Raw genomic sequence first — 14,305 nt, 5'->3', positions numbered from 1 at the left:
AAACCACTTTTGACAGTGGTTTTTGTGCACTAAATTCTTGAAGAATTAATAGCATATTTTAAACTAAAACAGTTTGAAAATAAGTCTTTTATCTTTTCTCTATTTTTTTTCATCTAATTAATTCTTATGAATCTTAATCGGATGTTTTTCTGTTGCATTGATGATTTTTGAAATATCATCGGGAGAAAATTTGCCTTTAATATCTACAAAAACACTTTGGTCATTATCATCATTCACATTGATGATCATGCGGTTTATGACATCTTTAGACTCCTGCGCATTGATGCTGACCAACTGCCCTTCCTGCCTTACAGACATCCACTCCTGATAATTGTTTTTTGTAAGGTATTTCTGAAATTCAGATTTTACAGACGTCTTGGAACTCTCTACAATAAGAACCTTCACGTCACTTATTTTCCTGACAAGGTCAATCACTTCCTGGCTTTCCCCATCCTCTTTCAATGCGTGTTTTACATAAGACTTAGCTAAAAAAGTAGGAACATTGATGCTTACATAGGTTGAATTATTTTTAAAGTCCGGATTATCAAAAAAATCAGTGTGGACTTTTTTCTGTGAGACCATACAGGATTGTAGAAAAAATCCTAAAATAGCCAACATAATAATGTATATAAAACGTAACATAGCTTAATTGATTGAAGTGATACTGGCGCCGGTAATTTCCTGAGCGGATTTGGTAACTCTAGAAGGATTCCCCCTATATTGCACCGAGGCTGCTGAACTGGCACTGGCGGTGATAGTTTCGGTGGTGTTAACTTTGATACTGGCGCCGGACGATGCATCCACAACAGCAGATCTTGTTACAAAATCACTGGCAGAAACGGAACTGCCGCTGCTGGCGCTGTAAACCCCGGAATCTGCTTTGCCGCTCAACTTGATAGAACTGCCGCTGCTTGCTTCCAAAGCCAGAGATTTGGTTTGCAGATTCATCTTCACACTTACGCCAGAAGAAAGTTCCATGGCCGTTGCCGTTGCAATTTTGAAATCCCCGGTAACCTGAGACCCAGACGAAAAACTGGCATTAAAAGAGTTTTCACTAACAGGCGTTACCGTTTTGAAAGATGCACCCGATTTGGTAATCAATTTGGATAATTTTGGCCCGGAAACGATAACTTTCAAACTGTTGAAGTTTAGGTTTTTCACACTTCTGTTTCTCACAAATATCTTCAGAACACCGTTCTCTACTTCCGTTATCACATATTGCTGTTTATCCGCGTCAACCTTCAGCACCACGCTTTGTTTCGGGCTTTGGGTAAACTCCACATCCACGCCTGTTGACACTTCGATCCCGCTGAAAGCCGGTACCAAGCGCTCACTTCCAGTTCCGGAAAAACCGGTATCTGTAGTGGTAAAAGTAGTCGTCCCAGAGTTGTCTGTAATGGTATGTGTTGAAGTATTAATCGTTTTTGCAGGATTCACCGACGTTACATTTTTACTTTCCTCCATCAGTCGGCTGATATCATCCATAGAGATCTTGCCGTCGAGCATCATCAGAACAGTATTATCTTCTGAACTGATATTGAGAATCAGGTTATCCAGTGTGCTGGCAGACGTGTTCTGTGCGAGGAATTTGATTTTATTATCCTTACTGTTAACGGACATCAGTTCCTCATAGTTGAGATTTTTGAGGGAAGATGTGATTTCTTTTTCTATAGATCCGGTTTGTTTCAGGATTTTCTGATCTTCGGCATCGGGCATTGCTGACGTTCTTGGTTTTTCCAAAATCAGCATTTTCAGCCCGTTGACTTTGCCGAGCAATGGCTGTATTTTGCCCAATTCTTCGTTATCAATCTTCAGATTATTCAGCATCTTGAACATTGGCTTGGCAATCTTGATAGACGTGACCCCTTCTTTGTCCTGATACTGGTCAAACAATGCGTTGAGTTTTTCTGTCTGCCCAAAAATATTGGTGGAGAGCAGAAAAAGGATGATAAGTATTGCTATTTTTTTCATTGGTGGTATTTACATTTTTGTGTCAAACCCATTGGTTTCGTGACATTAATAATTTATGATTTTGTAAAGATCTTTAGATAGGTTTTGTGCATTCTCTGCTTCGGTTATTGTCTGACTCACATTACTTGCAAAATAGTTGAATGTATCCTCTGTAATTGCAATAGCCTCCGCCTCATTATAGACAGGCTTTCCGTTGATTATCACATAATTAGGATTATAATCTGATATTTCGTCCTTTATTTGATTATGCTCTGTGTTTTCTTTGTACTGGTAATCAGCCAACTTTATATTCTGCAGATTTGTTTCTCCTCTAGTTTTGTCATAGGATTTTCTGACCGGTTTTTTTGCCTGAGCAAGAACTGGCGCCGGCTGTATGGTTTCTCTCTCCGGAGCTGTCTTAGTTTCAGTCCTTTCTTTTATTTCTGGCTGATGTGCCATCTGTTTTTCCACATGAGCCGGTGGCGACTGAATCCAAAATACCACAAGGCCAAAGACAACCACAAGGCTGGCTGCAAGCCAATAGATAACCGGGGCTTTTTTCTTAACCGGAATAGTAACTACTTTTGGTTGCTCTGCCTTCTTCAGAAATTCTTCAAAACTAAGATCCATTTTTTCATTCTTTTCATCTTTAAGAAATGAAAAGTACGGGTTATCACTTTCATTTTTCAGGAACAGATCTTCCTCCGGCGTCAGCTCTTCGCCTTCAAAAAATTTATATTCCCAATCCTTGTATCTGTCGGTTTTCATATGCATAAAGTTTGTTTACAGCGTCTTTCACCTTTTGCCTGGCTCTCATGAGGTTGACACGGACGGCATTTTCTTCCATTTCCATCATTTCTGAGATTTCCGAGATCTCATATTCTTCTACATCCTTCAGGTGAATGACCATTTTTTGTTTTTCGGGCAATTGATTGATAAATCCCAATATCTGTTCCCGCATATTATTGGTTTCGATCTGATAAAGCTCTGACTGATGCCTGGCCTGGCTGGCAAATCCCAATTTTACATCGTGATGCTTCAGCCTGTTGAGACATTCGTTTTTTACACTTCTCAGGGCAAAACTTTTTAGGTTTTCTATTCCATTTAGCTGATCTTTTTTTTGCCAGAACTTCATCATCAGATCCATTACCACATCTTCTGCCTCATCAGCACTCATGAGAAACTTTTTGGCAAAGCGGTACATCTCATCCTTGAGAATAAATACAGCTTGCTTAAAGTCTTCTTGAGTCATAGATTTCAGTTTAATTTTAAAACTTCAAAGCTTCTTGAGTTTTCAGAATTGGTTGTTTATAAGTAAGACACCTGTAATATAAATATTATTACATCAAAAATAAAAAAGAACTTTAATAATTATTAAAGTTCTTATAATCAATTTGTTATCTTGACAATTGTTTCTATAGAAGGTCATTCCTAATCTCTGTAATCCCAAAGATTATCTTACTATATGCATTGATGGCTATGGCGTTATTCTGAAATATACGCCATTTACTCTCCACCATTTACATTAGCAGAATCAGCTTGTTGACCACCTTTCGGATTCATTGTTTTTTTGAATTTTTCCATCTCAAACGGAAAGTTTTCAAAAAGGCCGGATAATGATAATGCGGAATATACTCTGCCCGAATATTTGTTACCTATGGCTATGATGGTGACTTTTGATTTCAGCAGGTGCGCAAACACAGAGTTGGTACCGTGCCACCAGCCATTATGGTAAGTCAGTTTTTCACCGTTGTCAAATTCTTTCATACGGAATCCAAGTCCATAATTATTAATCCCCTTTTTCTCGTTGCTGTTGGGTTCAAAAATTTTACCAGCCAGTTCTGCCTTCAAGAAATCTTTGGAAAATAAGGCCACAGAAAAATTGAGTAAATCCCGTGGTGTAGTGTACACGTTTTTGTCACCGTAGATCAAATCCAGCTTATCCAGAGGATATAACCTGTACCCACTAAAAAAGGACTGGGACGCCGTGGGGATATCTTTTTCCTGGAAAATATAAGTATGACTCATCTTCAATGGTTTGAACACAATCTCCTGCATCACTTCCGGGAAAGGTGTTTTGGTCACTTTTTCTACAATCAGCGCCAATAATGCAAAGTTGGTATTGCAATACATAAATCCTGTATTACTCATCCTTGCAAGGGCTGGCTGGTATTTGATGAGCATATCCAGCACATCCTGATTGGTAAGGAATGCTTTGTTTAATTCTTCGGGAAGTGGTTTTATACTTTGATCAAAATGTTCATATTTTGGCAGGCCGCTTCTTTGAGACAAAAGGCTGAAAACCGTAATTTCTTTGTAAGGAAATTTAGGGAAAAACTTAGTAATATCATCATCCAGCTTCAATTTTCCGGCTTCTATCAACTTGAGAACGGCCATAGAAGTCATGGTTTTACTCACGGATGCCACGTGCAGCGGTGTATTGGCATCTATAGGCATCTGCTGGCCTTCTCTGCCAAAGCCCCTGTACTTTTCAAAATAGATTTTGTTTCCTTTTGCGACCAGCAAACCACCGCTAAGGTCGCCCTGCTCCCAAACCTTCTGGTAATAATTATTGATAACCGGCAAAATTGTGGCCTGGTTTTCTAAAACACAGTCTGCAGGTGTAAAAACTTTTGAAAGATCTACGTTGCCGTAATTAGGTAGTTTTGACTGGTAAGTTTCTTGTGATTTTTTTTCTTCCTTCTTGCAGGACGAGATTGCCATTGCTGCAAAAGCGATGGTTATTGCTTTTCTAAAATTCATTATTTGCCAACTTCTAAAGATTCGCAAGTTAACATAAAATGACTTTTTATCGGGCCTGCAGGTTTCTTAAGAACTGTTAAAATATCGCTCTTAATTTTACATTTTTTTAAGAAAATCAATAATAACTGGCCAAAATTTTATCTACAATCACCTGTGCCAGCTTCTCCTTGCTCTGATGGGTCCAACCGGCAATATGTGGTGTAACGATCGCTTTATCAGAATCTAAAAGAAACTTCAAATCCTGATTTTCTGATTCTAAGTTTTCGAAAGAAGATTTTTCGTACTCCAAAACATCCAGGCAGGCTCCCAAAACTTTCCCGGATCTAATGGCTTCTACTAAGGCTTTAGTTTTTAAATTTTTACCTCTTGCGGTATTGATGAAATAGAAATCCTTCTCCATTTTGGAGATGAATACTTCATCAATCAGATAATGTGTTTCCGGAGTCAAAGGAATGTGAAGACTTAAAATGTCGGCTCGTTCCTGAAGTTCTTTCAAAGAAACCTGCGTGGCATATTCATCGGAGAGATCTGGTAATATATCATAGAAAATAACCTCAACACCAAAACCGGATAATCTCTTGGCTACCGCTTTTCCCATATTACCATATCCGATAATCCCGAAGGTTTTCCCCAGCAACTCATCGCCACGGTTTTCTTCGCGTTTCCAGATGCCGTTTTTGACTTCGTTGGCTGCGATGAACAAACGGTTCATAAGAATCAGCAGCATCCCGACAACATGTTCCGCTACAGAATCCCGATTGCCTTCCGGAGAATTAATCAATTTGATTCCGAGATTAGCAGCCGTTTCTGCATCAATATTTTCCATCCCGGCACCTACCCTCGCAATAAATTTGAGATGGGAAGCACGAGTCAAAAAATTTTTATCCAACGGAATACGGCTTCTAATAATAAGCGCGTCATAATAAGAGATCTTTTCCAAAACCTCGTCATAGCTGGATGTATGGTCTTCCTCTACCACAAATCCTTTTGCCGTAAGCTGCTGAGAAATTAACGGATGATTTTTATCGAGTTGCAGGATTTTCATTTTTTTAACACTAATTGCACTAATATTATCACAAGTCACACTACTCTAGAGTTTTCCATTGATAATTCGTTTAACTCCATTTTTAAAGTGAGATGTATTGAAATTAATCAACATACCAAGTTTACATTTACTCAATTTGAGATAAGTAAGAATCTGAGCTAAATGGACATCATTCAAAGCTTCAACAGATTTGATTTCCACAATAAATTTATTTTCAATTAATAAATCTAATCAGTATCCAACATCCATTTTTATTTCATCATAAAAAAGAGGCATTGGTTTTTGTTTTTCAACAAATAGCCCTTGTTTTTTAATTTCATAGAACATGCACTCTTCATATGCACTTTCCAGAAGTCCCGGCCCTAATGATTTATGAACTAAAAATCCGGATTCATAAACAATTTTAGATATTTCATTTTCTGAAATGTTGTGAGAATTTGTGCTAAGCATTTGTGTTATTTGTGTTTTTATTCCTCGCCTAAGAATAATTTTTTCAGTTCTATAGAATCTGTTGGTTTCATTCTGCCGGAGAGGATGAGGGACAGTTCTTTTCTTCGTAATGCTGCATGGAAACGCTGAACTTCTTCTTCAGATTCTGGCTCCAGATGCGGGATAGGCACAGGTTTGTTAAACTCATCCACCGCAACAAATGTGTAAATACCTGTATTGGTATGTGTTTTTCTCTGATTGATAGGATCATCCAGCCATGTATCTACATACACCTCCATAGATGTAGAAAATGCGCGGGAAACCTTGGCCTCCAAAACAACAATGCCACCTTCGGGAATTGGTTGATCAAATGACACATGATTGACGGAAGCCGTCACTACCCTTCTCTCACAATGCCTGGTGGCAGAGATAGAAGCAGCGCGATCCATCCTGGCCAATAACTCGCCGCCGAAAAGGTTTCGCAAAGAATTGGTCTCGTTAGGAAGAACGATATTGGTCATTACCGTAAGGCTATCTATTGATTTTTTGGATTTTTGCATGTGTTGTAGATTTTATACTATCTATTGTGACAGAGTCTTTTTTAGGAACAGCCACAGCCTTTTTTGGTGTGACTTTTTTAATATTTTTTTTCTCAGGAATGTGAGAAGATTTTCCGAAAATCAATTCCTGATTTCCAAAAATGGAAATGGCAGCAACCCCCACAACGATAATTGCGAGAAAAGTCCAGATTACATTTTTACTGATGCTATATTCCTGCGAGGTGCTGTTTTTTGAGGTCTTTGGGCTTTGCAGGTTTTGTATACTGATCTCTTCGTAGCCAAACACATCCGACCCGCTATCATTAATCTTTATAATCTCCTGCCTGTCATCTAGCTGAAACTGTCCCAGATGTTTGAGATCCAAAAGTTGGTTATCCTTCATTAACTGATGCCAACGAGCCACTTCTGCCTTCAGGTTCATTTGAACAACAAAAAGATTGGTCCCAGTCTCATCCGCAATATACTTCGCCAGATGATTGCCATAGACCGCCGGTTTGTAAAAGAAAACCACAGTCTCCCTTGGCGGCGTTATGATTGCATTTTCCGCATCAATTTTTGCGGACTCTCTGGTCAACTGAAAAACCCCAAAATCCGGCACTTCTACAGTGTTATTCTTTAGAAGATATTGATATAAAAAATATTCAAAATTCATCGCCACAAAACTACACATTTTTAGGGTTATAGAAAATACAAAAGCCTGCCTTTTACGGCAAGCTTAAAATTGATCTGAATATTGATTAATTTGATAAAAATCGATCTAATGATTTATAAATTAAAACAGTACTGTGAATTTATATTATAAAAAACACAATCTACAGGTCTTATTTTATCTTAATTGACACACCAAAAAGGAAGTTAATTCCGGCTTGTGAGAAGTAATTTGGCCCACTAAAACCGTTATTGACATACTTCGTATTTGTGAAATTATTTAACAAGAACCTCAAAGTAACTTCTTGTTTCTGAAAAGGCAACTTGTATGACATATTAAAATCTGGAACTAAGTAATCTTTTAATTGATTATCTGCAGTTTCTAAATTATCCAAATATTGTTTTCCCACATATTGCGCAGTAACACCAAGATTGAAATTTTTGAATGGCGAGTAAATCACATTTCCGTTCGCAATGATGTTAGGAGAAAAAGAGATATCAGAATCTTTCAAAACAACATCCGCACCATTTTGAAGCGAGTTGATTTCCTTAATCTTATTCTGACTCAAAGATAAATTAGCTCCTAATTGAATTTTATCAGAAAGTCTGCTTTGGGCAGAAAGTTCAATTCCTAATCTATAACTTTTATCTACATTCTGACGAATGAATTCACCAACATTGTTGATTCTACCTGACAAAACCAACTGATTTTGGTAATCCATATAATACGCATTAGCCGTCAACACAACCTTTCCAAATTGCTGTTCCCAACCAGCCTCAAAATCGTGTAAGGTTTCTTCTTTTGTGCTAGGATTTGCAAAGATGTCATCTCTATTTGGTTCGCGATGCGCATTGGCATACGAAACGAATACTTTTCCGTTTTCAATATTGAAATTGACACCAACTTTCGGGTTGAAAAAAGTCCATTTTCTGTATAGATCTGCACCTTCGCCATCACCTGCTGTAATGATTTTGGTATTGTATCCAATATTTCTCAGCTGCAAGTCCCCAAAAAGTTCAAACGCACCTAATTTGTAAATGGCTTTCGCAAAACCGGACACTTCATTCTTTACAGACCGGTTTCTATAATACTCGTACTCATTGATCTCCGGGAAATAAACACCTGTAACATTACCATAATGCCGCCCATAATATTGGTTGGCAACAGCACCAAAATTGAGATCCAAATCACCAAGATTCCCATAGAGCGTAGATATCACACCATAGAAATCATTATCCAGCCATTTTTTACGGATGAAGTCTGTAATTTCAACCGGAGAACCATTGACCACAGGGATAGGTAAATTATAATCTGAGTAATGAGTAGCTGTTTCTTTTGTTTCATTTACCCTCTTATAATTCTCATACCATCCTTTTCCTTTGGTATAATGCGCCGTGGTTTCCAATTTCCAGCTGTCAGAGAACTTTTGGTTCCATAAAAACTGATAGTGGTTTTGCCGGTAATTATCGGTCTCATTATCGTAAAATTTTATTTTACCGGTTACCAAATCTGTATACATTCCGGAATAATTGAACCTTGGATTGGTTTCCCAAGTTTCTTTGTCAACACCATTCCATGCCTGGTAGGTTTTTTCTTTACCACCAAAAGCCAAAAACCTCAACTCAGTATTTTTCTCCTGAAACAAGGCTGAAAAATTATAAGAATTAAGCTCCGATGAAGCGCGGTCTATATAGCCATCTGACTTGATATAAGTATACCGCCCCATCACAGAGAGCCTGTCTTTCCAGAATTTCCCCGAATTGATTTCTGCTGAATACTTTTGCGTGTTGAATGAGCCATAAGAATCATCGGTCTTCACAGAAAAAACACCAGACGGATCTTTGGAAATCACATTAACGCTAGCACCAAAAGCCGAAACTCCGTTGGAAGAAGTACCCACACCCCGCTGAATGACGATCTGCGATGCCGAACTGGTAAGATCCGGAACATCTACAAAAAAGGTTCCCTGCGATTCGGAATCGTTGTAAGGCACACCATTCATCATGACATTAATCGCCGTACCGGCCGTTCCCCTAATCCGGAATCCTGTGTAACCTATACCATTCCCTGCATCAGAAGTAGAGACGACCGACATCTGATTTTTCAGCAAAATTGGCAAATCCTGGCCCAGGTTTTTGTCTGCCAGATCCTTCTGCACATTGATAATTGTTTTGGCAACCGGTGTTCTTTTGGTAAACTCAACCGCTGGGATTGATGTGACATTTGCCGTGTCCTGAACAGTTTGTGAAAGATAAAACGGAGCAATGAAAACCCCTAAAAAAACAAATCCTTTCATTCTTTTAAATTTTTGATTGTTAAAATTTATAGGAATAAAAGGGGCGATTAAATACAATGTACCAATTTTAAAATTTACCAATGTATCAATTATTGATTGTTACACCGCTACATTGTTCTATTGTTACATTTCAAAAATTCCCTAAACAGCATTACCTGTTCCAGGTTCATTGGGTATAATCTCAGCTTGTGACAGCACCCCTTCAATTACTGGCTGCGAAATTACATTATTTTTAATTAATACGCTTTATTATTTTCATCAACGAAATAATAATTTTTACCATCCTGCGAAACTTCAAACAGATGAGCTGTCTTCCAGGACAGGTTAACCTTGATATCATTATATACAAAAGGAATGATAACCTTGTTTGCCTTATCTACAACACCGAATTTATTATTTTTTACGGCAACAATCATCGGATTTTCCCTGTCACCACTTAGCACATAGAGCATGTCGTATTGAGGATAGATGTCAAAATCTTTGTAACCGCCCAGATCTATGTCATCTTTGCTTACCAGCCCATAAGCACCACTCAGGGCAAAAGGTTTATATATAGGTGGCTCATAAGACATTTCGCATTTCCCAAGATCGGATTTTTTGTACTGATAAACACGGGCGCCTTTTTTATTGATCCGGTAACTGATTTTATCTTTCTCCACAGTGGCATAATTAGCAGAGCCAAAAACTCTGACAGTCTTCTTGGGCGAGTTAAGCAGATTACAGTCTTCGGAAAAAAACATGGCAATATTATACTCCGGCTTTATCACTTCCTGGCCTTTTTGATTGACATAGCCTTTTTTTCCATTGATAGCCTGAGGGATCAATTTTGGGATACTATTGTTTTGTTGAGAATAAGCCAGCACAAAGCCAGATACAAACAGTATGCGTAATAGGTTTTTCATCTTAGTGTGTGTTTCTAATTTTCAAAAATACCATGGTAGCAATCAGTATTCCGAAAGAGCGAAAATAGTAAAACTATTATTAATACAATGATTAAGAATGCTTTTGAACGGTAAAACAAAATTTGTTGTTCCGCAGATCTGTATTGGTTAATCCACGAAATGAGCAAAATCAATAAAACCAAAGGGATAGAAATCACAAATAAAGGATTAAAACCAAATGCCTCTGCAAAACGCCCATGCAACAAGGCATGCAAAGCCCGCTGGGAACCGCAACCCGGACAGTCATAACCCGTAACAGATTTTAAAGGGCATGATAAAAATAAAGGACTGTCAGAAGGATTCAAAAAATAATACACCGCTATAATTACCACCACCAAAGCGACAACTATTATATATCCTACATTTTTTTTATTAAACAGATTATTAAGATGCACTCTCACTTGATTGGATTCAGAAATTATAAATTATTATGATACAAAAACAAAATATAGAAAAAACAAATCTAATTTATTTTAAATCTAAATTATTCTATTCTTAAAAACTTTAGAATTTCGTAAATTTGGGCGAATTTAACTAAAATAAAATCATGGTAATATCTTCAGTATTTTCTATGATATAAAAACCTTATGCATAAACATAATTCTGACAGACGCCGAAATCTTTCGCCAAAAATCAGATATGTTTTGCAATTAAAATTTATAAAGACATCTATATGAACTTGTATCAGGATTACCTTAAAGAAATTGAAGAAAGAGAAACACAGGGACTTCACCCAAAACCCATTGACAGTGCCGCATTACTTAGCGAGATTATTGCTCAGATAAGAGACGTCAATAATGAGTACAGGAAAGATTCCCTTACCTTTTTTATCTACAACACCTTACCGGGCACCACAAGTGCTGCCGGCGTAAAGGCTCAGTTTCTTAAAGAAATCATTTTGGGGATCGCAACTGTAGAAGAGATTACGCCTGCGTATGCCTTTGAACTGCTGTCACACATGAAGGGAGGACCATCTATCAAAGTATTGTTGGACCTGGCTCTTGATAATGAGGATCAGACTATTGCGAAAGAGGCTGCTAAAGTTCTTAAAACACAGGTTTTCTTGTACGATGCAGATACTGACCGATTAAAAGCAGCTTACGAAGCAGGTAACGAGATAGCCAAAGATATATTGGAAAGTTATGCAAAAGCAGAGTTTTTCACAAAGCTTCCGGAAGTACCGGAAGAAATCAAAGTTGTGACTTACATTGCTGCAGAAGGAGACATCTCTACCGATTTATTATCGCCGGGAAACCAGGCACACTCACGCTCTGACCGCGAATTACACGGCAAATGTATGATGTCACCTGAGCAACAGGAAGAGATAAAAGCTTTACAAGCCCAACATCCTGATGCAAGCGTGATGTTAATCGCAGAAAAAGGAACAATGGGCGTTGGCTCTTCCCGTATGTCGGGTGTGAACAATGTGGCATTGTGGACTGGTAAACGGGCTAGCCCTTACATTCCGTTTGTGAATATTGCGCCAATTGTGGCCGGAACCAACGGTATTTCTCCGATTTTCTTAACAACAGTTGATGTAACCGGAGGTATCGGAATCGACCTTCAAAACTGGGTGAAAAAACACGATGAGAATGGCGAACTGGTAAGAAACGAAAAAGGAGAACCTGTTTTGGAAGAAGCTTATTCTGTTGCGACAGGAACTGTTTTGACGATTAATACCAAAGAAAAAAAATTATACAACGGTGACAGAGTACTGAAAGATATTACAAAATCCTTCACACCTCAAAAATTAGAATTCATCAAAGCAGGTGGTTCTTACGCCATCGTTTTTGGTAAAAAAATACAAACTTTTGCAGCTAAAACCTTAGGCATTACTGCGCCTGCTGTTTTTGCGCCTTCAAAAGAAATTTCGATTGAAGGACAGGGTCTTACTGCCGTTGAAAAAATCTTCAACAAAAATGCAGTAGGCGTTCCCGAAGGTAAACTGTTACATGCTGGTTCAGACGTTCGGGTAGAAGTTAACATCGTTGGTTCTCAGGATACCACAGGGCTGATGACAGCTCAGGAACTGGAATCTATGGCTGCAACAGTAATTTCTCCAATTGTTGACGGCGCTTACCAATCCGGCTGCCACACCGCTTCGGTTTGGGATAAAAAAGCACAGGCTAACATTCCTAAACTGATGAAGTTTATGAATGACTTCGGCGTGATTACCGCAAGAGATCCAAAAGGAGAATACCACGCCATGACCGATGTTATCCACAAAGTTCTGAATGACATTACCGTGGACGAGTGGGCCATTATTATTGGAGGAGATTCCCACACAAGGATGTCTAAAGGTGTTGCTTTCGGTGCCGACTCTGGAACTGTAGCATTGGCTTTGGCAACAGGTGAAGCGTCTATGCCAATCCCGGAATCTGTAAAAGTAACCTTCAAAGGTGAGATGAAAGAATACATGGATTTCCGTGATGTGGTTCATGCTACACAAGCACAGATGTTGAAACAATTTGATGGTGAAAACGTTTTCCAGGGTAGGATTATCGAGGTTCACATCGGAACACTTCCGGCAGATCAGGCCTTTACATTTACCGACTGGACTGCTGAGATGAAAGCTAAAGCATCCATTTGTATTTCTGAAGATGACACCCTGATCGAGTCTCTAGAAATCGCAAAAGGTAGAATCCAAATCATGATTGACAAAGGGATGGATAACCACAACGAGGTTCTTCAGGGATTGATCAATAAGGCTAATAAGAGAATCGAAGAAATCAAAACAGGTGAAAAACCAGCTTTGACGCCTGATGATAACGCAAAATATTATGCAGAAGTGGTTGTAAACCTAGATGAAATTGTTGAACCAATGATTGCGGATCCGGACGTTAATAATGAAGATATTTCTAAAAGATATACCCACGACACCATCAGAGACCTTACTTATTACGGTGGTGAGAAAAAAGTAGATTTGGGTTTTGTAGGATCTTGTATGGTTCACAAAGGCGACCTTAAGATTGTTTCCCAAATGTTGAGAAACCTGGAAAAACAAAATGGCAAAGTAGAATTCCAGGCACCATTAGTTGTTGCGGCTCCTACTTATAATATCATTGATGAACTGAAAGCGGAAGGCGATTGGGAATTACTGGAAAAATATTCCGGTTTCGAATTTGATGATAACGCTCCAAAAAACCACGCCCGTACAGAATACGAAAACATCATGTATCTTGAGCGCCCTGGTTGCAACCTTTGTATGGGTAATCAGGAAAAAGCGGCAAAGGGAGATACAGTTCTGGCAACTTCTACCCGACTTTTCCAGGGAAGAGTGGTTGAAGATTCTGAACGTAAAAAAGGAGAATCTCTTCTGGCATCCACACCTGTGGTTGTTTTATCCGCCATCAAAGGTAGAATCCCAAGCATCGAGGAATACAAAGAAGCAGTAAAAGGAATCGACTTAACAACCTTTGTCCCATCCATCAAAGAATTGGTTGCAGTTGGACACTAATTTATTTTAAATTAAAGTCACTTAAGACTTTTCAAATAAAAAAAAGGGAGATTTCAACAGAAGTCTTCCTTTTTTATTTAGAATCTTTCCATATTATGACTCCCGGTTTAATTTGACAAAACAGATAGCATCAAAAAAACAATATTTTAGTACCTTAATAGTCTAAAAAACATGAGGATTAATAAAACTGAAAAACCAGCTAGGAATGGTATTTG

At 38.4% G+C, this 14,305-nt stretch carries 12 protein-coding genes and 1 pseudogene; 1 reads left to right on the top strand and 12 read right to left on the bottom strand.

The genetic code is table 11. The features are described from left to right. Positions 1-117: 117 nt before the first annotated feature. The 12 genes and pseudogenes from B0B05_RS02625 to B0B05_RS02570 form a co-directional block, all read right to left on the bottom strand. Positions 118-642 (bottom strand): DUF4252 domain-containing protein, encoded by a 525-nt coding sequence (locus B0B05_RS02625; protein WP_076781950.1) that lies wholly within the window; start codon positions 640-642, stop codon positions 118-120. A 3-nt stretch (positions 643-645) separates the two neighbouring features. Then, complete coding sequence (locus B0B05_RS02620) at positions 646-1,971, bottom strand: DUF4252 domain-containing protein (protein ID WP_076781949.1); 1,326 nt, start codon at positions 1,969-1,971, stop codon at positions 646-648. Between the two features lie 45 nt (positions 1,972-2,016). After that, positions 2,017-2,718 carry a hypothetical protein gene (locus B0B05_RS02615; RefSeq protein ID WP_076781948.1) on the bottom strand — a complete coding sequence of 234 codons (702 nt, stop codon included), beginning with the start codon at positions 2,716-2,718 and terminating at the stop codon, positions 2,017-2,019. After that, positions 2,684-3,202: a sigma-70 family RNA polymerase sigma factor gene (locus tag B0B05_RS02610; RefSeq protein WP_076781947.1), complete on the bottom strand. Its 519-nt coding sequence runs from the start codon at positions 3,200-3,202 to the stop codon at positions 2,684-2,686. Before B0B05_RS02610 ends, B0B05_RS02615 begins: the two co-directional genes overlap by 35 nt. 254 nt (positions 3,203-3,456) lie before the next feature. Further along, positions 3,457-4,713 (bottom strand): serine hydrolase domain-containing protein, encoded by a 1,257-nt coding sequence (locus B0B05_RS02605; protein WP_076781946.1) that lies wholly within the window; start codon positions 4,711-4,713, stop codon positions 3,457-3,459. Between the two features lie 115 nt (positions 4,714-4,828). Beyond that, entirely contained in the window at positions 4,829-5,758 is a 930-nt protein-coding gene (locus tag B0B05_RS02600) for a 2-hydroxyacid dehydrogenase (protein ID WP_076781945.1), read from the bottom strand. Between the two features lie 45 nt (positions 5,759-5,803). Then, a pseudogene (locus B0B05_RS02595) lies at positions 5,804-6,208 on the bottom strand (GxxExxY protein). A gap of 17 nt (positions 6,209-6,225) precedes the next feature. Then, positions 6,226-6,747: an acyl-CoA thioesterase gene (locus B0B05_RS02590; protein ID WP_076781944.1), complete on the bottom strand. Its 522-nt coding sequence runs from the start codon at positions 6,745-6,747 to the stop codon at positions 6,226-6,228. Further along, positions 6,719-7,417, bottom strand: coding sequence for an HU domain-containing protein (locus B0B05_RS02585; RefSeq protein WP_159435822.1), 699 nt, complete (start codon positions 7,415-7,417; stop codon positions 6,719-6,721). The genes B0B05_RS02590 and B0B05_RS02585 overlap by 29 nt, the downstream gene beginning before the upstream one ends. 151 nt (positions 7,418-7,568) lie before the next feature. Beyond that, positions 7,569-9,692, bottom strand: coding sequence for a TonB-dependent receptor (locus B0B05_RS02580; RefSeq protein ID WP_076781942.1), 2,124 nt, complete (start codon positions 9,690-9,692; stop codon positions 7,569-7,571). Positions 9,693-9,928: 236 nt separating this feature from the next. Next, positions 9,929-10,594 carry a WG repeat-containing protein gene (locus B0B05_RS02575; RefSeq protein ID WP_076781941.1) on the bottom strand — a complete coding sequence of 222 codons (666 nt, stop codon included), beginning with the start codon at positions 10,592-10,594 and terminating at the stop codon, positions 9,929-9,931. Between the two features lie 14 nt (positions 10,595-10,608). After that, positions 10,609-11,028 (bottom strand): DUF2752 domain-containing protein, encoded by a 420-nt coding sequence (locus B0B05_RS02570; RefSeq protein WP_159435820.1) that lies wholly within the window; start codon positions 11,026-11,028, stop codon positions 10,609-10,611. 278 nt (positions 11,029-11,306) lie between these two features. Here B0B05_RS02570 and B0B05_RS02565 point away from each other — a divergent pair, with 278 nt between their 5' ends. After that, complete coding sequence (locus B0B05_RS02565; RefSeq protein ID WP_076781940.1) at positions 11,307-14,090, top strand: bifunctional aconitate hydratase 2/2-methylisocitrate dehydratase; 2,784 nt, start codon at positions 11,307-11,309, stop codon at positions 14,088-14,090. The last annotated feature ends 215 nt before the right edge of the window (positions 14,091-14,305 follow it).

The sequence above is a fragment of the Epilithonimonas bovis DSM 19482 genome, from assembly GCF_900108115.1.
GTDB classification, from domain to species: Bacteria; Bacteroidota; Bacteroidia; order Flavobacteriales; family Weeksellaceae; genus Epilithonimonas; species Epilithonimonas bovis.
The sequence above is the reverse complement of the archived record's forward strand: the minus strand, read 5'-3'. Positions and strand labels throughout refer to the sequence as shown.